Source organism: Sphingomonas abaci (assembly GCF_014199625.1).
GTDB classification, from domain to species: Bacteria; Pseudomonadota; Alphaproteobacteria; order Sphingomonadales; family Sphingomonadaceae; genus Sphingomonas; species Sphingomonas abaci.
In genome coordinates this window covers 1,037,607-1,062,619 of the sequence record NZ_JACHNY010000001.1, presented here as the reverse complement: position 1 = coordinate 1,062,619, position 25,013 = coordinate 1,037,607, and the positions used below count along the sequence as shown (strand labels likewise).

General features: G+C 68.9%; 21 protein-coding genes. 11 read left to right on the top strand and 10 right to left on the bottom strand.

The annotated features are described in order from the left end of the window. Positions 1–67: 67 nt before the first annotated feature. Complete coding sequence (locus GGQ96_RS04770; RefSeq protein WP_184111968.1) at positions 68–874, bottom strand: inositol monophosphatase family protein; 807 nt, start codon at positions 872–874, stop codon at positions 68–70. 73 nt (positions 875–947) lie between these two features. Between GGQ96_RS04770 and GGQ96_RS04765 the strand changes: the two genes are divergently transcribed. Together GGQ96_RS04765 and GGQ96_RS04760 are read left to right on the top strand one after the other, a co-directional pair. Then, on the top strand, positions 948–1,496 hold the full coding sequence (locus GGQ96_RS04765) for a peroxiredoxin (RefSeq protein ID WP_184111966.1): 549 nt from the start codon (positions 948–950) through the stop codon (positions 1,494–1,496). Between the two features lie 83 nt (positions 1,497–1,579). Continuing rightward, positions 1,580–2,623 carry a GGDEF domain-containing protein gene (locus GGQ96_RS04760; protein ID WP_184111963.1) on the top strand — a complete coding sequence of 348 codons (1,044 nt, stop codon included), beginning with the start codon at positions 1,580–1,582 and terminating at the stop codon, positions 2,621–2,623. Positions 2,624–3,436: 813 nt separating this feature from the next. Here the strand turns inward: GGQ96_RS04760 and GGQ96_RS04755 are convergent. Next, entirely contained in the window at positions 3,437–4,060 is a 624-nt protein-coding gene (locus GGQ96_RS04755) for a YbhB/YbcL family Raf kinase inhibitor-like protein (protein WP_184111961.1), read from the bottom strand. A gap of 26 nt (positions 4,061–4,086) precedes the next feature. Next, positions 4,087–4,608: a hypothetical protein gene (locus GGQ96_RS04750; RefSeq protein ID WP_184111959.1), complete on the bottom strand. Its 522-nt coding sequence runs from the start codon at positions 4,606–4,608 to the stop codon at positions 4,087–4,089. Between the two features lie 111 nt (positions 4,609–4,719). On the opposite strand from GGQ96_RS04750, the gene GGQ96_RS04745 reads away from it, so the two are divergent. Then, entirely contained in the window at positions 4,720–5,130 is a 411-nt protein-coding gene (locus tag GGQ96_RS04745; RefSeq protein WP_184111957.1) for a DUF1810 domain-containing protein, read from the top strand. Here the strand turns inward: GGQ96_RS04745 and GGQ96_RS04740 are convergent. Together GGQ96_RS04740 and GGQ96_RS04735 are read right to left on the bottom strand one after the other, a co-directional pair. After that, a complete protein-coding gene (locus tag GGQ96_RS04740; RefSeq protein WP_184111955.1) occupies positions 5,088–5,555 on the bottom strand; it encodes an acyl-CoA thioesterase in 468 nt (155 codons plus the stop codon). The two genes, GGQ96_RS04745 and GGQ96_RS04740, sit on opposite strands and share 43 nt — an antisense overlap. Positions 5,556–5,560: 5 nt before the next feature. Beyond that, positions 5,561–7,342, bottom strand: coding sequence for an ABC-F family ATP-binding cassette domain-containing protein (locus tag GGQ96_RS04735; protein WP_184111952.1), 1,782 nt, complete (start codon positions 7,340–7,342; stop codon positions 5,561–5,563). A 99-nt stretch (positions 7,343–7,441) separates the two neighbouring features. Between GGQ96_RS04735 and GGQ96_RS04730 the strand changes: the two genes are divergently transcribed. The 3 genes from GGQ96_RS04730 (at position 7,442) to GGQ96_RS04720 (ending at position 9,956) form a co-directional block, all read left to right on the top strand. Beyond that, positions 7,442–7,735 (top strand): hypothetical protein, encoded by a 294-nt coding sequence (locus GGQ96_RS04730; protein ID WP_184111944.1) that lies wholly within the window; start codon positions 7,442–7,444, stop codon positions 7,733–7,735. A gap of 126 nt (positions 7,736–7,861) precedes the next feature. Further along, positions 7,862–8,527: a response regulator transcription factor gene (locus tag GGQ96_RS04725; RefSeq protein WP_125993622.1), complete on the top strand. Its 666-nt coding sequence runs from the start codon at positions 7,862–7,864 to the stop codon at positions 8,525–8,527. 112 nt (positions 8,528–8,639) lie between these two features. Next, positions 8,640–9,956, top strand: coding sequence for a sensor histidine kinase (locus tag GGQ96_RS04720; RefSeq protein ID WP_246360173.1), 1,317 nt, complete (start codon positions 8,640–8,642; stop codon positions 9,954–9,956). A gap of 37 nt (positions 9,957–9,993) precedes the next feature. Here the strand turns inward: GGQ96_RS04720 and GGQ96_RS04715 are convergent, their stop codons facing one another. Both GGQ96_RS04715 and GGQ96_RS04710 read right to left on the bottom strand, forming a co-directional pair. Next, a complete protein-coding gene (locus GGQ96_RS04715) occupies positions 9,994–10,989 on the bottom strand; it encodes an LLM class flavin-dependent oxidoreductase (protein ID WP_184111942.1) in 996 nt (331 codons plus the stop codon). 219 nt (positions 10,990–11,208) lie between these two features. Beyond that, the gene (locus tag GGQ96_RS04710; RefSeq protein ID WP_184111941.1) at positions 11,209–12,066 is read right to left on the bottom strand and encodes a glucose 1-dehydrogenase; all 858 of its coding nucleotides are present in this window, start codon (positions 12,064–12,066) and stop codon (positions 11,209–11,211) included. Between the two features lie 171 nt (positions 12,067–12,237). Between GGQ96_RS04710 and GGQ96_RS04705 the strand changes: the two genes are divergently transcribed. After that, the gene (locus GGQ96_RS04705) at positions 12,238–13,821 is read left to right on the top strand and encodes an alpha-amylase family glycosyl hydrolase (protein ID WP_184111940.1); all 1,584 of its coding nucleotides are present in this window, start codon (positions 12,238–12,240) and stop codon (positions 13,819–13,821) included. Between the two features lie 16 nt (positions 13,822–13,837). Further along, entirely contained in the window at positions 13,838–14,845 is a 1,008-nt protein-coding gene (locus GGQ96_RS04700) for a glycosyltransferase family 4 protein (RefSeq protein ID WP_184111939.1), read from the top strand. Between the two features lie 494 nt (positions 14,846–15,339). On the opposite strand, the gene GGQ96_RS04695 is transcribed toward GGQ96_RS04700, so the two are convergent. The 3 genes from GGQ96_RS04695 to GGQ96_RS21640 all read right to left on the bottom strand — a co-directional run bounded on the left by GGQ96_RS04695 (position 15,340) and on the right by GGQ96_RS21640 (position 17,214). After that, complete coding sequence (locus GGQ96_RS04695; RefSeq protein WP_184111938.1) at positions 15,340–15,864, bottom strand: CAP domain-containing protein; 525 nt, start codon at positions 15,862–15,864, stop codon at positions 15,340–15,342. A gap of 82 nt (positions 15,865–15,946) precedes the next feature. Beyond that, complete coding sequence (locus GGQ96_RS04690; protein WP_184111936.1) at positions 15,947–16,579, bottom strand: L,D-transpeptidase family protein; 633 nt, start codon at positions 16,577–16,579, stop codon at positions 15,947–15,949. Further along, entirely contained in the window at positions 16,579–17,214 is a 636-nt protein-coding gene (locus GGQ96_RS21640; RefSeq protein WP_184111934.1) for a PEP-CTERM sorting domain-containing protein, read from the bottom strand. Before GGQ96_RS21640 ends, GGQ96_RS04690 begins: the two co-directional genes overlap by 1 nt. Positions 17,215–17,881: 667 nt before the next feature. On the opposite strand from GGQ96_RS21640, the gene GGQ96_RS04680 reads away from it, so the two are divergent. The 3 genes from GGQ96_RS04680 to GGQ96_RS04670 all read left to right on the top strand — a co-directional run bounded on the left by GGQ96_RS04680 (position 17,882) and on the right by GGQ96_RS04670 (position 24,987). Further along, complete coding sequence (locus GGQ96_RS04680; RefSeq protein WP_184111927.1) at positions 17,882–20,971, top strand: TonB-dependent receptor domain-containing protein; 3,090 nt, start codon at positions 17,882–17,884, stop codon at positions 20,969–20,971. Between the two features lie 243 nt (positions 20,972–21,214). Beyond that, positions 21,215–23,887 (top strand): TonB-dependent receptor, encoded by a 2,673-nt coding sequence (locus tag GGQ96_RS04675; protein ID WP_184111925.1) that lies wholly within the window; start codon positions 21,215–21,217, stop codon positions 23,885–23,887. After that, positions 23,887–24,987 (top strand): Ca2+-dependent phosphoinositide-specific phospholipase C, encoded by a 1,101-nt coding sequence (locus GGQ96_RS04670; RefSeq protein WP_246360032.1) that lies wholly within the window; start codon positions 23,887–23,889, stop codon positions 24,985–24,987. Before GGQ96_RS04675 ends, GGQ96_RS04670 begins: the two co-directional genes overlap by 1 nt. Positions 24,988–25,013: the final 26 nt, after the last annotated feature.

The following is a 25,013-nucleotide window of genomic DNA, read 5'->3' as shown; positions in this document are numbered from 1 at the left end:
CGTAGACACCTCCGTCAGGCCCTCGGCCTGCCACCTCCTCTGCAAGGGGAGGAGCCGTGTCAGACCTTCAATGCGCGTGCGGCAACGTACGCAGCGCTTCCAGCACCTCCTCGGCGCGCGCCGGATCGCCGATCGCCAGCACATGCCCCTCGCTGTCGGCGGTCAGCGGATCGCCGTTCCAGTCGCACATCCGCCCGCCCGCGCCCTCCACCACCGGCACCAGCGCGGCGAAGTCGTGCAGCTTCAGTCCGCTTTCGCAGACGATGTCGAGATGGCCGCTGGCGACCAGCCCGTAATTATAGCAGTCACCGCCATAGACCGGCCCCTGGCGCGGCCGGCCGCCGCTGGCGGCAGTGACCAGCGCCATAAAGTGCGGCACGTCCTGGTCGTCGAACAGATGCGGGCTGGTGGTGGCCACGATCGCGCCGTCCAGCGCCGCGCAGGTGCGCGTCCGGCAGGGCACGCCGTTGAAGGTGGTCGGCCGCCCCATCACCCCGACCCAGCGTTCGCGCTGCACCGGCTGGTCGATGATCCCCAGAACCGGCCAGCCATCCTCGACCAGCGCGATCAGCGTCCCGAAGATCGCGCGGCCGCTGGCGAAGGAGCGGGTGCCGTCGATGGGGTCGAGCACCCATTGCCGGCCGGTGACGCCCGGCTTGACGCCATATTCCTCGCCATGGATGCCGTCGCCCGACCGCTCCGCCTCGATCAGCCGGCGCATCGCCGCCTCCGCCTCGCGGTCGGCGCGGGTGACGGGGGACTGGTCCGCCTTCAGCTCCAGCCCGGCGGGGCGGCGGAAATAGGGGCGGATCACCGTGCCCGCCGCATCGGCGAGACTGTGGGCGAGAGCGATGTCGGATGAATGAACGGCCATCCGCAATGCCTATCGCGGCAACCGGCATCGCGCTACACTGCACGTGACAAGACAAGATTTAGAGGATGTTGCCATGCGCCTGCTGCCGATCGCCCTTCCCCTGCTGGCCGGGGCCCTGGCCTGCGCCGCGCCCGTGCTGGCCGCGCTCGCGCCCGGCGCGGCGGCGCCCGATTTCACGACCCGCGGAGCGAAGGCGGGCAAGGTGTTCCAGGTCCATCTCAAGGAGCAGCTGAAGAAGGGGCCGGTCGTGCTCTATTTCTTCCCGGCGGCCTATACCGGCGGCTGCAACGCCGAGGCCCATGCCTTTGCCGAGGCGATCCCCCAGTTCCAGGCGGCCGGCGCGACCGTGATCGGCATGTCGAGCGACGACGTGCCGACGCTCCAGCGCTTCTCGGCGGAGAAATGCGCGGGCAAGTTCGCGGTGGCGAGCGCGGGGCCAGGCGTGGTGCGGGGCTATGATGTCGCGCTGGGTCGGCAGATGGCCGGCCGCGATCTCACCAAGCGGACCAGTTACGTCATTGATCGCAGTGGGCGAATTGCTTTCGTGCATGATGACATGAACCCGGCGGACCATGTCGCGCAGACCTTGGCGGCGGTGCGGAAGCTGGCGAAGACCCAATAATCGAACCAAAACGGGTCGGCTATCATCAAACGCTAACGATTTTCCGCCTATAAAGAGCCCATAGGGGAATCGCGGAGGGTCATATGGGGGACGCCGGCTTGGTCTGGCGGCGCAAGGGCAGGGAACAGGACGCGCTGTACGAGCAGATCGGCCGTTTCCTGGCCGATCACCGGCTCAGCCCCGACCCGCTGCACTATGCGTTCGTCCATGCCGTGCTGTCGGCGCCCGATAGCCCCCTGGCGCGTGAGGTGCGCGAGCTGGTCGATGGCGGCGTCCGCCTGACGCACCAGGAGGTCGAGCGGCTGGGTGGCCGGCTGGTGATGGGGGCCGATCCCGGCCGCCGCCCGCGCGACCCCGCGCCGGTCCCGAACCGCGAGGCGGACCGGCTGGTCACCGAGACCGTGGCGCAAATGGACAGCTTCGCGATGCTGATGCACGCGATGCATTTCGAGACGCGGGATTTCGGGCGCGACCTGGCCGAAAGCGCGGCGGCGATCGAGCTGCAATCCTCGACCAGCACGGTGGACGAGCTGTCGCGGCTCGCCAGCGCGATGATCAGCCGCGTCCGCGACAGCGAGTACAAGCTGGCGGAGGCGACGCGCGAGGCGGAGATGCTCCGCGGCAAGCTGGCCGAGGCGCGCACCACCGCGCGGCGCGATCCGATGACCGGCCTGGCCAATCGCCTGGCCTTCGCCGAAGCCTATGACCAGCGCGCGACCCTGCCGGCGCCGCATTGCATCGCCCTGTGCGACGTCGACCGGTTCAAGCGGATCAACGACGTGCATGGCCATCTGGTCGGCGACCGGGTGCTGAAGGTGCTGGGCGAGACATTGCAGGAGTCCTGCGCCGAGCATCTCGTCGCGCGCCATGGCGGCGAGGAATTCGTGCTGCTCCTCAACGGCCTGCAACTCAGCGCCGCCGCTGAACTGCTGGACTCGGCGCGTCGGTCGGTGTCGGGCAAGCGGTTCCGCAATCGCGAGACGGGGGCGTCGCTGGGCGCCATCACCTTCTCGGCGGGCGTCACCGCCGTGCGCGCGGACGAGCCCGTCGACGTGGCGATCGAGCGCGCCGATCGGCTGCTCTACGCCGCCAAGGCGCAAGGGCGCGATCGCATCTGCGCGGGGTGATCGAGGCCGACAGGTCGCGGCCGCGAAACAGGCTGGCCAAAACGTCGCCGGCTGCCGATCCGACGCCGGCCGGATTGCCGCGAGACGGACGGACGGCTCCCCCCGCGGACCTGCCACTCCCGCCAGCGCGAGACCCTTGCAGGGCTCGGTGGTCCCCGTCCACGTCCCTGGGCCTGAAGTCCGGCGGGGGCGGCGCTTTGCCAAACCGCTCGCCATGCTCCTGCGAAACGTACGTCCGGGGTTCCGTACGCCCTGTGACGGTGTTCCGCCGGCCCTGCACTCCTGGCCGCGCAGGAGCACAAGCCTGTCCAACCCGTATTCCGAAGTTTTGCAAAGGCCCCGCGAGCGCCGGCGCCGGCCGAACATACACGTGATGGCGCGTCTGCTGTCCGGACCCCGCATCCTTGTCCCGAACATTGGCGGTTGACGCCAAGCAATGCGGGAAATCCCGCCACCGGCCCGGACCGTCGTAGCCTAACCCCAGCATTTCCGCCATTTTTGGTAACTGGCACGGCTCGTGCAACGTCCCCAGCAACCGCAGCGACGCCTCGCTTCGGGGTCAAAAGGGAACGATCACCATGTTCAGCCTCCAGTCCGCTCAGCGCTTCGTCACCACCTCGGTCGCCGCGCTGGTCTTCGCCGCCATCGCCGTCTCGGCTGCCGTGCCGGTCTTGCCGATCGCCTGATCGCGGTTTCGAACCCTCTCATTCGGACCCAAGATGATGCGCCAGAGCCTCCTCCTAACCCTGACCGGCCTGATCGCGGTCCTGACCGCGATCGGCGCCGCCGCCCCGACGCCCTTCGCCTGAGCCTTCAGGCCAGGGCGCCGCTCGGCCCCACCGCCCCGGTCGGGGCAAGCGCCTCGCGCGAATAGGTGCCGACCAGCAGACCGGCCGCCAGTACATGCCCCGCCATCGCCGCGACCAGCGCGGTCCGGCCCGGGTCATGCCCTTCCAGCACCGCCCCCGCGTCCAGCGCGAAGAGCTGGAAGGCATAACGATGCTCGCCATGCCCGGTCGGCGGATCGGGTGGCAGCCACCCCTGCCGCCGATAGGAGTTGCGGCCGACATCGCGGCCATCGGCATCGCCGTCGCCATCGTCGACGATCATGCCCTCCGCCAGCCCGCCATCGTCGGGCGACAGGCCCCAGACCACCGCATGGACCAGCGGCTGCGGCGTCGGCGAATCGGCATCCTCGACCAGCAGCGCCAGGCTGGCGGTGCCCGCCGGCAGGTCGCGCCACAACAGGGGCGGCGAGACGCCCTCGCCATCGTCGGTGAACCGGACCGGCAGTCGCGCGCCGTCGGCGAACGCCGGGCTCTCCAGCGTCAGCCGCGTCGCGGCGGCCAGTTCGGCCCGCGCGATCGCCAGCGAGTCGGCCCCGGCGCGCCAGCGGCTCAGCGCCTGGCCCAGCCAATGGGGCATGTTTTCCAGCATCGATGCCGCTCCTTGTTCGTCGTCGGTCAGGCCTGGGGACAATCGCCCGGCCGCGTCTGCGTTCCGGCGCGGGTCATCCAGCGGCTGGTGTCGCCCATCGTGGCAGCGTCATGGTGGCAGACCGCCGCCCTGGTCCGGTCGCCATCCCGGGGGATCAGCACCGTCCAGTCGTGATCGCCGCAATCATGCGGTTCGCAGCCATGCGCCGCGATCATGCCGCCTTGCGCGAAGATCGGCACCGACACGGTGTCGCGGCCGGTGATCTGGTGGCGAAGCGTCTCGTCCGCCACTGCGTCGACCAACGCATTGGCGACCTCCGTGCGGTCGAAGAACGACACGCCCCCGACGGCATCCTGTGGATAATGGCCGATATAGGCGGAAAGCGGCGTGCGGTTGTCCTGCCCCGCGACGGGACTGGGCGCGCGGGTGACGGGAGGCACGAAATTGCCGGGGGCTGCTTCGCTGGCATCCGGTTCCCGCGTCCCGCATCCGGCCAGCGGCGCGGTCAGGGCCAGCGTCGCGAAGGATAGGAGAAGACAGGGCCTCATGCCGGCGCTCCGGTTGACAAGCCGGCGCGGGGCCGGGCGGGACACAGGCGGAACGAACGCCCAGGCGCGCCGCTGGTTGCGGGGCGGCGGCACGGCCCCATTTGGAGCGGCATGACCCACGACCTGTCCCGCTTCGTCGCCGCCCAGGCCGACAGCTATGCCACCGCGCTGACCGAACTGCGCCGCGGCGCCAAGCGCAGCCACTGGATGTGGTTCATCTTCCCGCAGGTCGCCGGATTGGGGAAGAGCGACATGGCGCGCCGCTACGCGATCGCCTCCGCCGACGAGGCGCGCGCCTATCTGGCGCATCCGCTGCTCGGGGCGAGGCTGGTCGAGGCGACGGGGGCGGTGGTCGCGGCCTCCGGCAGCGCCGAACACATCCTGGGCGGGATCGACGCGGTCAAGCTGCGATCGTCGATGACGCTATTCGCCGCGGTGGCTGACGACCCCGCGCCGTTCCGCGCGGCGCTCGACCGCTTCTACGACGGCAAGCCCGACCCGGAGACGCTCGCCCGGCTCTGATCCCCGGCCGGCGATTGCGCCGCCGCCAGCGCCGCGCGCATGGCGGGCGGCAGGCCGTCCGCCGCCTTGCTGGCGACCAGCACCGTGTCGCAGGTGGCGAGCGCGACGCCGTCCTGGAACATGGTCGACAACAGGTGCCAGCTTCGCCCGCCGATCGGCCCGACCGCGGTGGCGATCTCGACATCGGCGGGGAAATGCCCCTCCGCCAGATAGTTCAGTTCGACCTTGGCGACCAGGAAGCGCAAGTCGCGCCAACGGTCGAGCGCGATGGCGGCGTTGAACCGCACCCGCGCGCTTTCGAACAGCGCCGCGTAGGCGACATTGTTGATATGGCCGTTGGGATCGAGATCCTGATAGCGCGTCTGGAACAGCGTGCGATGCGCGAAGCGGTCGGCGTCCAGGCGCCAGGGGGCGGGGCGGGCCATGACGGTCAGCCCAGCGCCTCGACCTGTTCGGCCAGTTCCAGCCAGCGCATCTCGGCCGCGTCCTTCTCGTCGCGCGCTGCCGCGATCGCCGTGTTCAGCCGGTCGAAGCCCGCGGGATCGCGCGTGTAGAGGTCGGGATCGCCGAGCTTGGCCTCGTCGCGAGCGATCTGCGCGTCGAGCTCCTCGATCCGCTTGGGCAGAAGGTCATAGTCGCGCTGGTCCTTGTAGGACAGCTTGCGCGCCGGGGCGGGCGGGGGTGGCGGCGCGGCGGCGGCGGGCCTGCCCGCCTTCCTGCCCTCGACCTTCGGCTTGCGGCGGCGTTCCCAGTCGTCATAGCCGCCATGCACCACGTCCACCGCGCCGCTGCCATCAAGGCCGAGCGTGACGGTGACGGTGCGGTCCAGGAAATCGCGATCGTGGCTGACGATCAGCACCGTGCCCGCATAATCGGCGATCACCTCCTGGAGCAGGTCCAGCGTCTCCAGATCGAGGTCGTTGGTCGGCTCGTCCAGCACCAGCAGATTGGAGGCGCGAGCGAATTCGCGGGCCAGCAGCAGGCGCGACCGCTCGCCGCCCGACAGCGTCCCGACCTTGGCCTCGGCGAGCGACGGGTCGAACAGAAACTCCTTGAGATAACCGTGGATATGCTTGCGCGTGCCGAGCACGTCGATCCAGTCATTGCCGTCGGCCAGCACGTCGCGGACGCGCTTGTCGGGGGCCATCAGCTTGCGCTGCTGGTCGATGATGATGCCGTCCAGCGTCTTGGCGATCTTGACGGTGCCGGTATCGGGCTGGATCTCGCCAGTCAGCAGCTTCAGCAGCGTCGTCTTGCCCGCACCATTGGCACCGACGATGCCGATCCGGTCGCGGCGGGTGACGCGCAGGTTGAGGTCGCGGATGATCGTGCGGTCGCCATACGACTTGCCGACATGCTCGGCGTCGATCACCACCTTGGTCTTCACGTCGTCGCTGCCCATCGCCAGCGCGGCGGTGCCCTGCGGCCCCTCCATCGCGGCGCGTTCGGCGCGCATCTCCTTCAGCTTGGTGAGGCGGCCCTGGTTGCGGCGGCGGCGGCCGGTGACGCCGCGTTGCAGCCAATGCTCCTCGATCTTGAGGCGGGCGTCGAGCCGCTCGGCGGCGCGCTGCTCCTCGGCATAGACCTGCTCGGTCCAGGCCTCGAACCCGCCGAACCCGATCTCGGCGCGGCGAACGGTGCCCCGGTCCAGCCACAGCGTCTGGCGGGTCAGCCGGGTCAGGAAGGTGCGGTCGTGGCTGATCACCACGAACGCGCCGGTGTAGCGGCCCAGCCACTGCTCCAGCCAGTCGATCGCGGCGATGTCGAGATGGTTGGTCGGCTCGTCGAGCAGCAGCACGTCCGGCTCGAGCGCCAGCGCGCGGACGATCGCGGCGCGGCGCCGCTCGCCGCCGCTGGCGGACGATGCCTCGCGCGACAGGTCGATGCCGAGCTGGTCGGCGATGGCGGCGGCCTCGTGCGCGGCGGGCGCGACGTCGCCGTGCAGGACATAGTCCTCCAGCGTAGCGAAGCGCGACACGTCCGGATCCTGCTCCAGCATCACGACATGGGTGCCGGGCACGATGGTGCGGCGGCCCTCGTCCGCCTCGACCGCGCCGGCGAGCAGGCGGAGCAGCGTCGACTTGCCCGCGCCGTTGCGGCCGATCAGCGCCAGCCGGTCGCGCGGACCGATCTGGATGTCGAGATGGCGGAACAGCCAGCCCGATCCCTGGATCAAGCCAAGGTCTTCGAAGGAGAGAATGGGTGCGGCCATGCGCCGCCACCTAAGGTGCCTGTGGCCGACCGGCAACAGCAACCGCGATGTTCAGGCATTCACAGGCGGTTCAATGCCCCCTAGCTATGGCGGCCAGCGATGCGAATCCTCCTGCCCCTTGCGCTGCTGGCCGCCACGGTCCCCGCGATTGCGCCGGCCCAGTCGCGCGGCGACCAGATGCGGGCCTATGATGCGCGCCGGCAGGGGCGGTCGGTGTCGATCAAGGAGATCGAGCGGCGGGTGATCCCGATGATGCGCGGCGCGCAATATCTCGGCTTCGACTATGACGCGCGCAGCGGCACCTACACCATGAAGTTCCTGCGCGACGGGGTCGTCATCTGGGTCGATGTGGACGAACGCTCCGGCCAGGTGATCGGCAAGACCGGCAACTGATGCCGCCTTCCGCGCGTCCTGCAGGCTGAACGATCGCCGTCGATCGGGTTCAGCGGTGCGACAGGTGCTTTCCTCCACGCCTCGCCAGGCTTAACGACGGTCGTTCGTGGTCATGGAGGATGGACAATGCGGGTGCTGATCGTCGAGGACGAACCCAATCTGGGGCAGCAGCTCAAGAACACGCTGGAAGGCGCGGGCTATGCGATCGACCTCGCCACCGATGGCGAGGAAGGCCTGTTCCTGGGCCAGACCGAGACCTATGACGCGATCGTGCTCGACCTGGGGTTGCCGGAGATCGACGGGCTGACCGTGCTCGACCGCTGGCGGAAAGAGGGCAAGACCACGCCCGTGCTGGTGCTGACCGCGCGCGACAGCTGGTCCGACAAGGTGGCCGGACTGGACGCGGGTGCCGACGATTATGTCGCCAAGCCCTTCCAGACCGAGGAGCTGATCGCCCGCCTGCGCGCATTGATCCGCCGCGCCTCGGGCAATGCCTCGTCGGAACTGACGGCGGGCGACGTGCGGCTCGACACCCGTTCGGGCAAGGTGACGCGCGCCGGCGAGCCGGTGAAGCTGACCGCGCAGGAATATAAGCTCCTGTCCTATCTGCTCCACCATAAGGGCAAGGTGGTCAGCCGCACCGAGCTGATCGAACATATCTACGACCAGGACTTCGACCGCGATTCGAACACGATCGAGGTGTTCGTGACGCGCATCCGCAAGAAGCTGGGCCAGGATGTCATCACCACCATCCGCGGGCTCGGCTACAGCCTGGACGAGCCGGACGCCTGATCCTGTCCGCAAGATGACCGATCCCGTGACCGACCCCGCCGTCGCCGACGCGCGCCCGAGTGATCCGCCGACCTTCGCGCCCGCTCGCACCACGGGGTCGCTGTCGCGGCGCATGATCCTGATCGCGGCGGCGTGGATCACGCTGCTGCTGGCCGGCGGCGGATTCGCGCTCGATCGGGTGCTGGCGAGCGCCGTCACGCGCAATTTCGACGACCAGCTCGAATATGTGCTGACCGCGCTGATCGTCTCGGCCGAGATCGACCCGATCGGCGAGGTGCAATTTTCGCGCGAGGCGGCGGACCAGCGCTTCCTCGAGCCCTATTCCGGGCTGTACTGGCAGGTGTCGGGGCAGGGGCGCGAGCCCTTCCCGTCGCGCTCGCTCTGGGACCGGCGGCTGGCCTATGGCGCGCCGCATCAGGATCGCGGCGTCCATGCCTATGACAGCAGCCAGTTCGGCCAGGAGAAGCTGCGCATCGTCGAGCGCGACGTGCAACTGCCCGGGTCGAAGGTGCGCTGGCGTTTCCAGGTGGCGCAGAGCCGCGACGGGCTGGACGCGCAGATCGCGGCGCTGCGGCGGACGCTGGTCCGCTCCTTCCTGCTGCTGGCGCTCGGGCTGATCGTGCTGGCCGGGCTCCAGACCGTCTATGGCCTGTTGCCGCTGCGCCGCCTGCGCATGGAGATCGTGCGGATGCGCAGCGGGCAGAGCTCGCGGGTCGGCGGCGCGCTGCCCGACGAGGTCGCGCCATTGGTCGAGGAGCTGAACGCGCTGGTCGAGCATAACGAGCGCCAGGCCGAGGAGGCGCGCCGTCATGCCGGCAACCTCGCCCATGCGCTCAAGACCCCGCTGACCGTGATCATGAACGCGGCCACCGCCCAGGCCGACGACCTGGCGGAGACGGTGATCCGCGAGGCGCGGACGATGCGGCGCCAGGTCGACCATCATCTGGCGCGCGCGCGGGCGGTCGGCCGGCGCGGATCGGCGCACAGTCGCGCCGAGGTCTGGCCCAGCCTGCAATCGGTCGAGCGCGCGGTGGCGCGCCTCTATCGCCATGTCCGCATCGACGTGGCGGGACCGAAGGACCTCCAGGTCCATGTCGAGCGGCAGGACCTGGACGAGATGCTCGGCAACCTGATCGAGAACGCCGCCAAATATGGCGGCGGCAGCGTCTTCGTCACGGTGGCGGCGGAGGCGGGCTTCGTCGAGATCCTGGTCGAGGATGACGGCATGGGCATCCCGGCCGACGACCGGGTCCGCATCTTCGATCGCGGCGTGCGGCTGGACACGGGCAAGCCGGGCACCGGCCTGGGCCTGGCCATCGTCCGCGACGTTGCGGAAATCTATGGCGGCACCGTCGCGCTGGAGGAGAGCGAGGACCTGGGCGGCCTGCTCGTTCGCCTGCGGCTGCCGGCGGCGACGGCGACCGCCTGAACCTCCCCGTCCTCCCGCCTGCGCAGGGGCGGTCGGATCAGGCGGCGGCCTTCACGTCCTCGGCGGCCTGGGCGGTCAGCGTCAGCGAACGCTTGCGCGCCGCCTGGTCGTAGATGGCGCTGGTCACCATCACCTCGTCGACGCCGGTGCGTTCGACGAAGGCGGCGAGGTCGCGCGCGACCGTCTCGGCCGTGCCGATCGAGGAGCAGCTCAGCACCTGGTTCAGCAGCGCATTGCCCTGCGCCCCGAGCGACTGGCGATAGCCCGCGACCGGCGGCGGCAGCTGGCGCGGGTTGCCGGTGCGCAGCGCCACGAACGACTGTTGCTGCGACGAGGCGATCAGCTCCGCCTCCTCGGCGGTGTCCGCGGCGAAGACGTTGAAGCCGGCCATCGCATAGGGCCTGGCGCAATGCGCCGAGGGGCGGAAGTCGCGGCGATAGATCGCCATCGCCTGGTCCAGCGCATCGGGCGCGAAGTGCGAGGCGAAGGCATAGGGCAGGCCCAGCGCGGCGGCGAGCTGCGCGCCGAACAGGCTCGACCCCAGGATCCACAGGTCGGGCCGCGCGCCCGCGCCAGGCGTGGCGACGATGCCGGTCTGGCCATCGTCGGCGAAATAGCTTTGCAGTTCCAGCACGTCCTGCGGAAAGGCGTTGGCGTCGGTCTCCAGCGTCCGCCGCATCGCCCGCGCGACCCGCTGGTCGCTGCCCGGCGCCCGGCCCAGCCCCAGGTCGATCCGGCCCGGGAACAGCGCGTCGAGCGTCCCGAACTGTTCGGCGATGGCGAGCGGCGCATGGTTGGGCAGCATGATCCCGCCCGCACCGACACGGATATGGCGGGTCGCGGCGGCGAGATGCGCGATCACCACCGATGTGGCGGCCGAGGCGATGCCGGTCATGCCGTGATGCTCGGCCACCCAATAGCGGGTGAAGCCTTCGGCTTCGGCATGGCGCGCGAGATCGGCGGCGCGGGTCAGCGCCTCGCCGACGGTGCCGCCCTCGACGACGGGCACGAGATCGAGAAAGGAAAGCTTCATTGACGGAAGATGGGGAGGGCCGCGGCCCGCCGCCAGCGATAGCGGCTTGATAGGGGGATAGTTTTTCAAGGGGGGAGCGCTGCCCCCCCAAGGCCCAGCGTGTGGCGAGCCCCCGACGTTGCGCTCCGCCAGCCTCCGCCCCGGCGACTGGCGGGGTGGTAGGCGGGTGTACGAAGGTCCAGCCGTCGCTCGGACGGCGCGGGCGGCGCGTCGGTTATCCTACAGGAACGGCCGTCCGCCAGTGACCGGAATGGTCGCGCCGGTGATGTAGCTCGCCTCGTCGCTGGCCAGCATCACATAGGGCGGGGCGAGTTCGGCCGGCTGCGCGGCGCGGCCGAGCGGCACGTTCTGCCCGAAGCTCTTCACCGCCTCGGGCGGCATGGTGGAGGGGATCAGCGGCGTCCAGACCGGGCCCGGCGCCACCGCATTGACCCGGATCTTGCGCTCCGCCAGCATCTGCGCAAGGCCCGCGGTGAAATTGTGGATCGCCCCCTTGGTGGTGGCATAGGCGAGCAGCTGCTCGCTCGGCTGATCGGCGTTGATCGAGGTGGTGTTGATGATCGACGCGCCCTCGGCCATGTGCGGCACCGCCGCCTTGGCGAGGTAGAACATCGCATGGATGTTGGTGGCGAAGGTCGTCTGCCATTCCGCGTCCGGGATGTCCTCCAGCGCCTGGAAGGTCGCCTGGTGTGCGGCATTGTTGACCAGGATGTCGACCCGGCCGAACGCCTCGACCGCCCGGGCGATCACCGCGCGGGCATGGGCGGGATCGCTGATGTCGCCGGGCACGCAGATCGCCTCGCGCCCCGCCTCCGACACCAGCCGTGCGGTCTCCCGCGCATCCTCCTCCTCGTTCAGATAGGCGATCAGCACGTCCGCGCCCTCCCGCGCGAAGGCGAGCGCGACGGCGCGGCCGATGCCGCTGTCGCCGCCGGTGATGACGGCCTTCTTGCCCGCCAGCCGGTCATGGCCGACATAGCTGTCCTCGCCGTGATCGGGGCGCGGGGTCATCGCCTCGGTCGATCCGGGCATCGGCTGCTGCTGTTCGGGCTGGGGTGGCGTCGGGCGATCGGTCATGGCTAAGGCTTTCTGCTTGAGGGGCCTGGCTTTTTGGGGGTGTGGCCAGAAAGGCCGGGTGGCCGCGGTGTTCCCGCCCATGCCTGCGCCGCTGACCCCGATTAGCGATAATGTGCCCTTTCGCCGCGATCGGCGTTATCCCGCCGGTGCCACAGGAGTTCGAGCCCGCGCATGACCGACCCGCATCCCGATCTGGCCCCCTGGTGGCGGGGCGGCGTCATCTACCAGATCTATCCGCGCTCCTTTCAGGACAGCGACGGCGACGGCATCGGCGACCTGGCGGGGATCGCGCAGCGGCTGGACCATGTCGCCGCGCTCGGTGTCGATGCGATCTGGCTGTCGCCGATCTTCCCGTCGCCCATGGCCGATTTCGGCTATGACATCGCCGACTATCGCGGGATCGAGCCTGTGTTCGGCGACATGGCCGCGTTCGACGCGCTGCTGGCGGCGATCCATGCGCGCGGGCTGAAGCTGCTGCTCGACTTCGTGCCCAATCACAGTTCCACCGCGCATCCCTGGTTCCAGGCCAGCCGGTCGTCGCGCGACGATCCGAAGCGCGACTGGTATATCTGGCGCGACCCCGCGCCGGGTGGCGGGCCGCCCAACAACTGGATCAGCGACATGGGCGGTCCGGCCTGGGAATATGACCCCGCCACCGGTCAATATTATCTCCACACCTTCCTGAAGGAGCAGGCCGACCTCAACTGGCGCAACCCGGCGGTGCGGACGGCGATGCTGGACGTGATGCGCTTCTGGTTCGATCGCGGCGTCGACGGCTTCCGCATCGACGTGCTGTGGCACATCATCAAGGCCGAGGGGCTGCCCGACAATCCGGTCAATCCGGACTGGCGGCCGGGCCGCACCGAGCGCGACCGGCTGATCCAGCTATATTCGACCGACCAGCCCGAGGCGCACGCGATCGCCGCCGCGATGCGCGCCCTGGCGGACGGCTATGGCGAGCGGCTGCTGGTCGGCGAGATCTTCCTGCCCAACGACCGTCATGCCCGCTGGTACGGTACGCCCGAACGACCCGAAGTGCATCTGCCCTTCAACTTCCAGCTGATCGAGAACGACTGGACGGCGGCGGGCCTGCGTGGCGTGATCGCGGCCTATGAGGCGTCGTTGCCGGCCTATGGCTGGCCCAATTGGGTGATCGGCAGCCATGACGCGCCCCGTATCGCCGCGCGGATCGGGGAGCGCCAGGCGCGGGTGGCGGCGATGCTGCTGCTGACCCTGCGCGGCACGCCGACGCTGTACCAGGGCGACGAGCTGGGGATCGGCCGGGTCGCCATCCCACCGGACCGCATCCGCGATCCGCAGGATCTGCGCCAGCCCGGGATCGGCATCGGTCGCGACCGGTCGCGCACGCCGATGGCCTGGGACGCCGGCCCCTTTGCCGGGTTCAGCACGGTCGAGCCCTGGCTGCCGCTGCACGACGACTGGCCGACGCGCAACGTCGCCGCCGAGGCGGACGATCCGGGTTCGATGCTGATCCTGTATCGCCGCCTGCTGGCACTGCGCCGCGCGAGCCCGGCCCTGACGCTCGGCGCGATCGCCTTGCTGGAGGCGCCCGATGGCGTCCTCGCCTATGACCGGGTCCATGCGGGCGAGCGGGTGCGCGTGCTGCTCAACCTGACCGGCGGGGCCGTCGCCCTGCCCTGGACGGGGGACGTGCTGTGCTCGACGCTGGACGATGCGACGGACCCGGCGGGCTTGCGCGCCGACGAGGGCCTGATCCTCCACCTACCGCTTTGACTGACAAGGATAGACGATGAAGATCGCGATGCTGGCGCCGATCGCCTGGCGCACGCCGCCGCGCCAATATGGCCCATGGGAGCTGGTCACCAGCCTGCTGACCGAAGCGCTGGTCGCGCGCGGCATCGACGTGACGCTGTTCGCCACGCTCGACAGCCAGACGGCGGCGCGGCTCGACGGGGTGGTGCCCGCGCCCTATTCCGAGGACCCGGCGATCGACGCCAAGGTCTGGGAGTTCCGCCATCTCGCGCATCTGTTCGAACAGGCCGACCGGTTCGACCTGATCCACAACCAGGCCGATTTCCCCGCCCACGGCTTTTCCGGTCTGGTGGCGACGCCGATGGTGACGACCATCCACGGCTTCTCGTCGGACCGAATCCTGCCGATGTACCGGCCCTATCAGGACCGCGTCCATTATGTCGCGATCAGCGACGCCGACCGCCACCCCGAGCTGCGCTATGCCGCGACCATCCATCATGGCATCGTGCTGGACGACTTCCCCTTCCAGCCCGAACCGGGCGACGACCTTCTGTTCTTCGGTCGCATCCATCCCGACAAGGGCGCGGCGGCCGCGATCGCGGCGGCGCGGGCGAGCGGCCATGGCCTGGACATGTACGGCATCGTCCAGGACTCCGGCTATCACGATCGCGAGGTGGCGCCGCATCTGGGCGCGGACATCCGCTATCACGGACCGGTCGGCGGCGCGGCGCGGGTGCGGGCGCTGGGCGGAGCCAGGGCGCTGCTCCACCTGATCGATTTCGACGAGCCGTTCGGCCTGTCGGTGGTCGAGGCGATGGCCTGCGGCACGCCGGTGATCGCCGCCCGGCGCGGGTCGATGCCCGAGCTGATCGACCATGGCGTCACCGGCTTCCTGGTCGACACGCCCGAACAGGCGGTGGACGCGATCGCGCGGATCGATACGATCGACCGCGCCGCCTGCCGCCGCGCGGTGGCGGCGCGGTTCAGCGTCGACCGGATGGCGGATGCCTATGTGACGCTCTACCGGTCGATCCTGGGGCGGTGAGGGAGTCGGGCCGTGGGGGCGGATATGCGGGTGATGCTTTACGATGTCGCCAACGCCGTGCGGTCGTTCTTACACCCTCACTGGTTGCGGTGGCATCAAACCTGGGGGCCGCCCTGGCCGAACACGCCGTCACGATGGACCTGTGTTCGCTCCAGCATGTTTCTGGTGAAGCTGCTTCACCATCAAGGCTTGGCGGCGTGCCTGCGAAGCGGCCAGCCCCCGATGCCAGGACCCGGCGTCGTGGAGGAGGCCTGCGGCTTGCTCACAGCTGATGGATGGATGGGCCATGCCTGGGTCCAAGCCGGAGATTTCGTCGTTGATATAACAGCTGACCAGTTCGGACATGCACCGGTCATCGTCAAATCCGTGGATGACGAGACATACCAGCCGGCGCAATGCGAAGCGCACATGCTCAAGCCGACAAATGCTGGCGTGGCGGCAATCAATGAGATTTGGCCTTTATGGTGCTGCCGAGTGGAGCAGCGTCGCGTCTTTCACAACGGCGTCTCGCCGACATAATTGCCCGCTTCGGCATAGCGGCAGACCAGGATGTCCTCGCGCCAGCTCTGCGCGCGGGCGCAGCCGACCTCGCCGGTCGCGCGCCAGACGAGTTGGGTGTAGTGGCCGACATCCTCCAGCCGGCCGGTGGTGCTGTTGTCGGGGAAGCTGCCGGGCTTGAAATAGCGCTTCTCGCGGATCCAGCCGTCGACCATCTGCTCGGCGATGAAATAGCCCTTGCTGCCCGCCCAGATATTCTCGCCATCGGGATTCACGGCGCGCTCGGGGGCATGTTCGAAGCGGCCGGTCACCGCCAGGTAATTGGCCCATTGCTGCGCGCGCCGCGCCAGCACCGGGTCCCAGCGCAGCGGTGCGACGCCCATCGCCAGCCGCTCGCGATTATGGGCGGCCAGGATACGCTGGTCGAAATTGTTCGTGAACCCGGTCGCCCCGAGCATGAAGGGGGCGACGCTGAGGATCGCCACGCGCGCGACCACCGCCGCCGCTCGTTTGCCGAACATCGATGCAGACCTCTCATGGATGATGGTCCCTCATCTCATGATAGGCGTAAGCACCGGGTTCCCGGCGGTGGTTAGGCCGAAATTAAGCCTCTTTGGCGGAGGCTTGCGCCCCGGCGGGCAGGATCGCCACCGGGTCGCCCAGCTTCACCTGCGCGAACAGCTTGCGGGCGAAGCTTTCCGGAACGCCGACACAGCCATGCGTCGCCGAGCCGCGCTGGACCAGGCTGGCATGGATCGCCACCCCGTCATCGGTCAGCCGGAGCATGAAGGGCATCGACGCCTCGTACAGGCTCGACTCATGCTCGGCCGCCTTGGCCTTGATCGGAAAAACGCCGATCGGCGTCGGCATCCCGTCGGTGCCGTAGAGGATCACCGCCGAGCCGATCTCGTGCCCGGCCCGGAACACCGACAGGATCTGCCGGCCCAGGTCGACGCGCACCCATACCGGGCCGGCCGGCACGTTCGCGTCGTTCCAGACATAATCGCCGAAATGCATCGCCTGGGGGATGTCGAGCACGCTCAGCACGCGACGGTGCGATCCGTCGGGCAGCGCCAGCATTGGCACCTTGTCCGGGGCGAAGACCAGCCGCCCCTCGGCGCGGTGATAAGGCTGCTCGGCGGTCGGCCGCGCGATCGGCGCGCGATCAGGCGCGAAGGCCAGATAGGCCAGCGCCAGCACCGGCGCGGCCACGACCAGCCACGCGAGCCGGCCCATCACGCCTGGTCCGGCCGGACCTGTTCGACAGGGTGGCGGACGCGGCGGCGCAGCGCCAGGGCCAGCGCCGTGAAGCCGGTCAGCGTCAGCAGCCAGGTCGCCGGCTCGGGCACGGGCGAAGGTTCGGGCGTCGGCGTCGGCGTGGGGCTGGGCGTCGAACCGCCGCTCCCGCCGCCCCCACCGATGCCGGTGCCGCCGCCGTTGCCGCCGATGATCGGAGCGACCGGCACCGAGGCGCCGCCACCCCCGGCGCCGGTGGCGCCAGGGCTCGGCAGGAAGGCGGTCTCGACCGGCGGCGGGGCGTCGCCAGGCAGGGGCGTCTCGACCCCGCCCGCCGGCACGAAGCCCGGGATGTTGGCGCCGTCACCCGGTCGGCGGCGCTCGCCGGCGAGCACGCGTTCGACCGGGACGAACGGCTCGCGCGCATGGCCGGTGCGGCTGGCGAGGCGACGCTGCTTGGTCTGGGTCAGCGCGCCGGCCGCGCGCGCGCCGGGCGAGCGCTGGTCGAGCAGCGCGGCGGGATCGGCAAGCGCCGCGGCCACCGCGCTGGCCATCTGCCGGCCATGGTCGGAGACGACGACGGGGACCATCGCCAAGAGCGACAGGGTGGAAAGCGTCCATGCCAGCCGGCGCACAAACCGGCGTTGCCGTGTGTGGACCGAGACGGTCCTGCGCGTCCTTTTCCTGCGCCCCATAGTCATTCTCATATCAACACGCGGCCAAAGTGAAGGTTTCCGGATCATGCGGGCCCCCCATGGCGCGGCAATATCCCGACGGTCTGCTTGTACGGTCTGCCGGCCTCGTCGTCCATATGAACTACGCACCATCAGGCCCGGTTCGGGACGGGTGAGACATTAAGGATACAGGGTCATATATGCTGCTGTACTTGTCGGGTTCGTCGGCGGGACGGGAAGATGCGCACGGGGGGTCAACACTGGAGCGTTCTGGATCAGGACTGGCCGTCAGGCGAAAACCTGATCCGAATCAGTCCTTGTCAACGCCGGGTGTCGACGCGAACCGATCGAATTAAGTCCGTCGAACCAATGCTATGATCCGGGCGATTGTGCGGTGCGCAAGGGCGGTGGCGCATGGCTCCCGGGCGGCGCAGGCAAATCTATCATAGATCGTTGTTCTTTTATGACATGATCGCGAAAACGTCATAAAGGCTGACGCGCTAGCTTGTCCCTGTCCGGCACGGACGGCAAGTTTCCCCGCAGAACCAGCGACTTGATTCAAATCAATGTTCGTCGGTCTGACATTCTTCCCGATCCAACAGGGTGGGAAGCCAAGGGGACAATCGCCATGCATCGCCTCACGCGAAACACCTTCCTGATGGCCACCGCCGCACCGCTGGTGCTGGCGCTCGGCAGCCTGTCGGCCGCCGCGCAGACCGTGCCGGCCGCGGCCGACAATGCCGAGAACCGCGCCGCCGACAATCCCGCCACCCAGGTCCAGACCGCGACCGACGCGCAAGGCCGCGCGACCTCCGGCGCGGCGGGCGATGGCGGCGAGATCGTCGTGACCGGCTCGCTGTTCCGCCAGACCGATGCGGCGACGCCGTCGCCGGTGACCACGATCACCACCGAGAATCTCGACCAGCGCGGCATCACCACCATCCAGAGCGCGATCCAGTCGCTGGCCTCGAACAACGGCCCGGCGCTGACCAACTCGTTCACCGCCAATGGCGCCTTCGCCGGCGGTGCGTCGGCGGTGTCGCTGCGTGGCCTGTCGACCAACTCGACCCTGGTGCTGTTCGACGGCCTGCGCGCCGCCTATTACCCGCTCGCCGACGACGCGACGCGCAACTTCGTCGACCTGAACACCATCCCCGACGACATCGTCGACCGGATCGAGGTGCTGCGCGACGGCGCATCGTCGAGCTACGGCGCGGACGCGATCGCGGGCGTGGTGAACATCATCACCAAGCGCAAGTTCAACGGCATCATTGGTCGCGCCGAGGCCGGCATCAGCCAGCGCGGCGTCGCGGCCAATCAGCGCCTGACCCTGACTGCCGGCACCGGCGACCTGGATGAGAAGGGCTACAACGCCTATATCAGCGGCTTCTATTATCGCAGCGAAGCCGTCTACAACCGCGACCTGCCCTATCCGTTCAACTCGGACGACAAGCGCGGCGTCGGCACCGGCGGCCCGAACGACACGATCTACGGTCTCGGCCAGGACGGCCGGCTGGAGAATACCGGCACCCAGGCGGGCGCGAACTTCTATGTCCGCCCGGCGACGGTCGCGGGCACCACGGTGACGGGGGTCGCCGGCTCGCGCTATCAGCTCCTGACCAATGGCTGCCTCAACGGCACGCCCTTCTCGCCGTCGGCTGCCGACCTGAACGACATCCGCAATTCGTCCGGTGCCAATCCCAACGCGACGGTGCCGACCACGGTCTGCCAAGAGGACTGGACCAACCGCTACGGCGTCGTCGCGCCGAAGATCGAGCGGTTCGGCGGCTCGGCCCGCTTCACCGGCAAGCTGGGTGACTCGTCGGAAGCCTATCTGGAAGTGAACTTCCAGCAGGCGACGTCGAGCTATACCGGCAATCCGTCGACCATCCGCGGCAACGCGCCGGCCGGCATCCTCTTCCCGCAATATTCGACCTCGTCGAACGCCGCGACCTTCTTCCCCGGCTCGTCGCCGCTGTTCCTGCCGGTCTATGTCTGCCCGCGCGGCACCCCGACCTGCGATGCGACCACCGGCCGCCTGAACCCGAACAATCCGTTCGCCGCCCAGGGCCAGGTCGCGCAGCTCCTTGGCTTCCTGCCCGACACGACCGTGTCCAACGCGACCCGCAACCGCGTCTACCGCGCCGCCGCGGGCGTCAACGGCACCGTGTTCGGCGACTGGGACTATCGCGTCGACCTGACCGCGATGCACAGCGACCTGCGTCGCACGCAGAGCGGCTATGTCTACATCCAGCACCTGCTCGATGTGATCAACGACGGCAGCTACAACTTCCGCGATCCGTCGCAGAACAGCCAGACGGTGCGCGATTACCTGACGCCGACCAACATCGTCGACTCCAGCTCGGACCTGTTCCAGGCGCAGGCCAGCGTGTCCAAGGCGCTGTTCAACCTGCCGGGCGGTCCGGTCCAGCTCGCGCTCGGCGGCTCGGTCTTCTACGAGGCGGTCAACGCCCCCTCGGCGAACTCCGACATCAACGGGCCGACCCAGCGCTACTTCACGATCAACGCCTTCGGCACCGAGGGCAACCGCACCGTCACCTCGGCCTTCGGCGAAGTGCAGGTGCCGATCGTCGAGCAGTTCCTGGTCAACGCGTCGGGCCGCTACGATCACTACTCGTCGGGCCAGAGCAACTTCTCGCCCAAGATCGGCGCGAAGTTCACGCCGATCCGCCAGCTCGCCATTCGTGGCACCTGGTCGCGCGGTTTCCGCATCCCCAGCTTCGGCGAGGCCAACGCCCTGCCGACCACGGGTTACGTGAACAACAACGCCGGCATTTTCAACGACACCTATCTGGCGCAATATGGCTGTACGGTCGCGACCTTCCAGTCGTGCCCGACCTATATCCGCAGCGGCAGCTATGGGCAGACGACGCTCGCCAGCCAGAATCTGGACCCGGAGAAGTCGCGCAGCTTCACCGCCGGCGCGGTGTTCGAGCCAATCCGCAACGTCAGCTTCACGGTCGATTTCTTCGACATCAAGAAGACGGGCGCGATCACCCAGCCGTCCAACGCCCCGGCGCTGGCGGCCTATTATAGCGGCCAGGCGATCCCGGCCGGCTATGAGGTCATCCCGGACGCGCCGGGCGTCGGCTTCGAGAATGCGACGCCGCGCATCGCCTTCGTGCGGTCGCAGCTGATCAACGCCAACACGATCCACTCGCAGGGCATCGATATCGGCGGCACCGTGCGCGTACCCTTCTCCGACAATTTCCGCTGGACCGTGTCGGGCGAGGGCAGCGTGCTGCTCGACCTCAGCACGACCTTCCCGGACGGCACCAAGGAGAAGTATGTCGGCACGCTCGGCAACTACAACCTGACCGCGGGTTCGGGCACGCCGCGGTGGCGCGCCAACGTGACCAACACGTTCGAGCTGGCCGATGCCTATACGCTCAGCACCACGGTCAACTACACGGCGGGCTATAACCTGTCGGCGGAGGACCAGGGCGGCGTGCGCGGCGATTGCAGCCTGGGCGTCGATTACCTGCCCTGCAACGTGAAGGGCTACATCACCGTCGACATGGTCGGCACGGTCAAGGTGACGGACAAGTTCTCGTTCTACGTCAACGTCCTGAACCTGCTGAACGACCTGCCGCCGATCGATCCGGCGACGTACGGCGCCTATCTCTACAACCCGATCCAGGGCGGCGAGGGCATCTATGGCCGTTCGTTCCGCGCGGGCGTGAAGTTCGGCTTCTAAGCGCCGATCATGACCATCGGCCGGGGCGGCGACGCTCCGGCCGGATCATCGGGCCTCCGTTCGCGGGGGCCTTTTTTTGTTCGGCGACGGCGGGTTGCGCCTGCGCCGTGACGGATGCGCATCGATTTCGGATGCTATTGCCCGCTGTCATCCGCGCGTCGCAAAAGCGTCGCCGGAACTACACAGACCGATCCTAAGCGCCCCGCACGAACGGCAAACATGCCGCAAGGGGACTTCATCACCATGACCTTTAGCAACCGCCTGTTCCGGGCGTCGGTGACGCTCATGCTGTCGACCGGCGTCGCGACCGTTGCGCAGGCGCAGGCGCAGGCCAGCGTCGCGTCCGAAACCGCCGCCGGCGCGGCCGCCGCCGCCACCGACCCGGCGGCAGCCGGCGAGGGCGACGAGATCGTCGTCAACGGCACCTATGCGCGCAGCCTGGCGGCCGGCATCGAGACGAAGCGGCGCGCGGCGTACGGCGTCGATTCGATCAGCTCGACCGATATCGGCAAGTTCCCGACCCAGAACGTCGCCGAGGCGCTCCAGTTGGTGCCCGGCGTGGCGATCACCCGCCCGCGCGGAGAGGGCCTCTATGTCAGCGTGCGCGGGCTGGGGCCGCAATTCCAGAACACGCTGCTCAACGGTCGCACGGTCGCGATCAACGACCTGATCGAGAATGGCGGCGCCGCCGGGCGGCAGTTCCGCTTCGAGATGCTGCCGGCCGAGTTCACGTCCAGCATCGACGTGGTGAAGACGCCGACCGCCGACATGACCGAGGGCGCGCTAGGCGGCAATATCGACGTCAAGACCTTCCGCCCGCTGGAGGTCGGCAGCAAGACGACGATCAACATGCGCGGCACCTATACCGGCCAGACCAAGGAGGTGCGGCCCAACGTCACCGTGCTGACCAGCGCGAAGAACGATGCCGGCACCTTCGGCATCCTGGCCGGCGCGCAATATTGGGGCAAGGCGGTCCGCAACGACCGATTCATGAACTTCGGCTGGCTGCTGAACCGCTACACCGCGCCGGCGGCGGGCGGCGTGCCCGCCGGCCTCTATTCGCCGACGCGCACCCGGCCGACCGTCGAGACCGAGGATCGCAAGCGCATCGCCGGCATCGTCTCCGCCCAGTGGCAGCCCAGCGCCGAACTCCAGACGACGCTGGACGTGATCGCGACCCGGCTGGACGTGGCCTATGACGAGTTCGGCCTCGACATCTATCCCGATGATCCCGGCACGGTGATCCAGCCGGGCTACACCGTGGTCGGCGACACGATCACCAAGGCGACGATCGCCAATGCCCGCTTCATGGCGTCACGCGAATATAGCCTCAACCGTCACGACCTGCTGAGCATCGGGCTTAAACAGGCCTGGAACCCGGATCGTTGGCACCTCACCGCCAATGTCAACTGGTCGGCGGCGCACAGCTATCATCCCGACTATGCGACCGGGACGGTGCGCAGCCGCGCCTTCTTCACCGCGCCGCTGACCTATGACGCGAGCGGCGGCTATCAGATGCTGCCGACCTTCACCACGCCGGTCGACGTCACCAATCCCGCCAATTACAAGCTCTACCAGTTCAACGTCGCGCCCAAGGACAGCAAGGACTGGGACGTCTTCGCGCGGGCGGACGTGGGTCGCGACTTCGACGGTGTCCTGGCGAAGCTGGCGGCGGGTGGCGAGTATCACTGGCGCAAGCGCGACTATTTCCGCCGCGACTTCATCGTCAACCCGCCGGCCGGCGCGACGTTGGGAAGCCTCGGCGCCGCGGCCTATGAGCCGCTGCCGTACGGCGATTTCCTGAAGGGCGTCGACGGCGATGCCTTCCGCACCTGGCTGGTGCCGTCGACCGCCGCCTATGTCGGCGCCTTCTTCACGCCCGCCGTCGCCAATGCGCCGCTGACCAATGCCGATCGTCGTTCGTCCTTCGTCGTGTCGGAAAAGATCGCCGCCGGCTATGTCCGCGCCGACTATCAGTTCGACGCCGGCACGGTGGCGGTCAGCGGCAATCTGGGCGTTCGCTACGTCCATACCGACCAGGTCGCCAGCGGCACGCTGACCGCCGGCAACAGCGCCACGCCGGTCAGCTATCCCAAGACGTTCGACAATGTCCTGCCCAGCTTCAACCTGCGCGCCGACCTGACGCAGAAACTGGTCGGGCGTCTGGCCGCCAGCCGGGTGCTGACCCGCCCCAACGTCACCGACACCGCGCCGCGCATCACCGTGTCGACCGACGCGCCGACCGCCAGCGGCGGCAATCCGCAGCTCGTGCCGTTCCTCGCCACCCAGTTCGACGGGTCGCTGGAATGGTATTTCGCGCCCTCGGGGATGCTGTCGGGCGCGGTCTTCTACAAGGCGATGGACGATTACATCACCCAGTCGAACACCGAGATCACCATTCCGGGACGCGGCATCGTCCGCCTGTCCAGTTCGGTGAACGGCGGAAATGCCAAGGTCTATGGCGCGGAAGCCGCCTACAGCCAGGTCTTCACCTTCCTGCCCGCCCCGTTCGACGGGCTGGGCGTGCAGGGCAGCTATACCCATGCCGAGGTCAGCGCGGACTATACCGCCGGCTCTCGCACGATCCGCGACCAGCTGATCGGCTTGTCGAAGAACAGCTTCAACCTGGTGGGCTTCTACGACAAGGGGCCGATCTCGGCGCGGCTCTCCTATGTCTGGCGCGACAAGTACCTGTCGGGTACCGGCAGCACGGTGCAGGCGCCGACTTATGTGGCGGCCTTCGGATCGCTGGACGGACAGCTGTCGGTGCGCGCCGCCGACAATCTGACCTTCAGCCTGGAAGGCATCAACATCGCCGGCGCGCATCAGGACAGCTATAACGACAACCGGCTGCGCTTCGGCGAGATCAACTATTACGGCCGGACGATCCTGTTCGGCGTGCGGGCCGAGTTCTGATGCGCCGCGCGATCGCGCTGGCGGCGCTGTTCACCGCCGGCCCCGCCATGGCGCAGGACCGGGAGCCGGCGCTGCGGATGAACGATGTCCAGGTGCTGGGCTCGCACAACAGCTTCAAGGCGCGGATCCCGTCGGCGGTGATGGCCGATCTGCGCCGCCGCGAGCCCAAGCTGGCCGCGGCGCTGGAGTACGACCACCTGCCGCTCGGCGAACAGCTCGACCGGGGCGTCCGCCAGCTGGAGATCGACATCTTCGCCGATCCGGCGGGGGGCCGCTACGCCGATCCGCGGGGCGAGCGGCTGGCCCGGGCGGCGGGCGAGCGGACCGGCTTCGACCCGGCCGCGATGCGCAGGCCCGGCTATAAGGTGCTGCACATCCCCGATCTCGACTATCGCTCGAGCTGCGTCACCCTGGTCCGCTGCCTGGGCGCGGTCGATGCCTGGTCGCGCGCGCATCCGGGCCATCTGCCGATCATGCTGACGATCAACGCCGCCGATACGGTCGGCGACCGCGCCGTCACCGCGCCGCTGCCGCTCGACGATCCCAGGCTGCTCGACGCGCTGGACGCGGAGATCCGCCGCGCCCTGCCCGGCCGCCGCCTGATCACGCCGGACGAGGTGCGCGGCGGCGCGCCGACCCTGGCCCAGGCGATCCGCACGCGCGGTTGGCCGACGCTGGCGGCGGCGCGGGGCCGCGTCTACATCCTGTTCGACGTGCGCCGCGCGGTGTCCGAGGCCTACCGCCAGGGCCATCCCGGCCTGCGCGGGCGGGCGATGTTCGGCTGGTACGACGATGCTGATCCGGACGCGGCGGTGCAGATCGTCCAGGACCCGATCGTCGAGGCCGATCGCATCCGCCGCCTGGTGCAGTCCGGCGTGATCGTCCGCACCCGCACCGACGCCAATACGGTCGAGGCGCGCGCGCACGACTGGACCAAGGCGAAGGCGGCGGTGGCCAGCGGCGCGCAGGCGGTCAGCACCGACTATTATCCCGGCGCTCCCGACCCGGCGGGGCTGCATTATGCCGTCACGCTGCCCGGCGGCGCGACCGTGCAATGCGACCCGGTGCGCGTGACCGGGCGATGCCTGGTGCGGCCGTGACCTGATCCACCGGGCGGGGTCCCCGG

What these genes read in the sequence shown, in the direction of transcription:
- GGQ96_RS04670 (WP_246360032.1), top strand. Translation starts at nt 23,887, where the DNA reads ATGCGCCGCGCGATCGCGCTGGCGGCGCTGTTCACCGCCGGCCCCGCC.
- GGQ96_RS04760 (WP_184111963.1), top strand. Translation starts at nt 1,580, where the DNA reads ATGGGGGACGCCGGCTTGGTCTGGCGGCGCAAGGGCAGGGAACAGGAC.
- GGQ96_RS04745 (WP_184111957.1), top strand. Translation starts at nt 4,720, where the DNA reads ATGACCCACGACCTGTCCCGCTTCGTCGCCGCCCAGGCCGACAGCTAT.
- GGQ96_RS04740 (WP_184111955.1), bottom strand. Translation starts at nt 5,555, where the DNA reads ATGGCCCGCCCCGCCCCCTGGCGCCTGGACGCCGACCGCTTCGCGCAT.
- GGQ96_RS04755 (WP_184111961.1), bottom strand. Translation starts at nt 4,060, where the DNA reads ATGCTGGAAAACATGCCCCATTGGCTGGGCCAGGCGCTGAGCCGCTGG.
- GGQ96_RS04715 (WP_184111942.1), bottom strand. Translation starts at nt 10,989, where the DNA reads ATGAAGCTTTCCTTTCTCGATCTCGTGCCCGTCGTCGAGGGCGGCACC.
- GGQ96_RS04735 (WP_184111952.1), bottom strand. Translation starts at nt 7,342, where the DNA reads ATGGCCGCACCCATTCTCTCCTTCGAAGACCTTGGCTTGATCCAGGGA.
- GGQ96_RS04680 (WP_184111927.1), top strand. Translation starts at nt 17,882, where the DNA reads ATGCATCGCCTCACGCGAAACACCTTCCTGATGGCCACCGCCGCACCG.
- GGQ96_RS04705 (WP_184111940.1), top strand. Translation starts at nt 12,238, where the DNA reads ATGACCGACCCGCATCCCGATCTGGCCCCCTGGTGGCGGGGCGGCGTC.
- GGQ96_RS04675 (WP_184111925.1), top strand. Translation starts at nt 21,215, where the DNA reads ATGACCTTTAGCAACCGCCTGTTCCGGGCGTCGGTGACGCTCATGCTG.
- GGQ96_RS04690 (WP_184111936.1), bottom strand. Translation starts at nt 16,579, where the DNA reads ATGGGCCGGCTCGCGTGGCTGGTCGTGGCCGCGCCGGTGCTGGCGCTG.
- GGQ96_RS04695 (WP_184111938.1), bottom strand. Translation starts at nt 15,864, where the DNA reads ATGTTCGGCAAACGAGCGGCGGCGGTGGTCGCGCGCGTGGCGATCCTC.
- GGQ96_RS04710 (WP_184111941.1), bottom strand. Translation starts at nt 12,066, where the DNA reads ATGACCGATCGCCCGACGCCACCCCAGCCCGAACAGCAGCAGCCGATG.
- GGQ96_RS04770 (WP_184111968.1), bottom strand. Translation starts at nt 874, where the DNA reads ATGGCCGTTCATTCATCCGACATCGCTCTCGCCCACAGTCTCGCCGAT.
- GGQ96_RS04700 (WP_184111939.1), top strand. Translation starts at nt 13,838, where the DNA reads ATGAAGATCGCGATGCTGGCGCCGATCGCCTGGCGCACGCCGCCGCGC.
- GGQ96_RS04730 (WP_184111944.1), top strand. Translation starts at nt 7,442, where the DNA reads ATGCGAATCCTCCTGCCCCTTGCGCTGCTGGCCGCCACGGTCCCCGCG.
- GGQ96_RS04765 (WP_184111966.1), top strand. Translation starts at nt 948, where the DNA reads ATGCGCCTGCTGCCGATCGCCCTTCCCCTGCTGGCCGGGGCCCTGGCC.
- GGQ96_RS04725 (WP_125993622.1), top strand. Translation starts at nt 7,862, where the DNA reads ATGCGGGTGCTGATCGTCGAGGACGAACCCAATCTGGGGCAGCAGCTC.
- GGQ96_RS04720 (WP_246360173.1), top strand. Translation starts at nt 8,640, where the DNA reads ATGATCCTGATCGCGGCGGCGTGGATCACGCTGCTGCTGGCCGGCGGC.
- GGQ96_RS04750 (WP_184111959.1), bottom strand. Translation starts at nt 4,608, where the DNA reads ATGAGGCCCTGTCTTCTCCTATCCTTCGCGACGCTGGCCCTGACCGCG.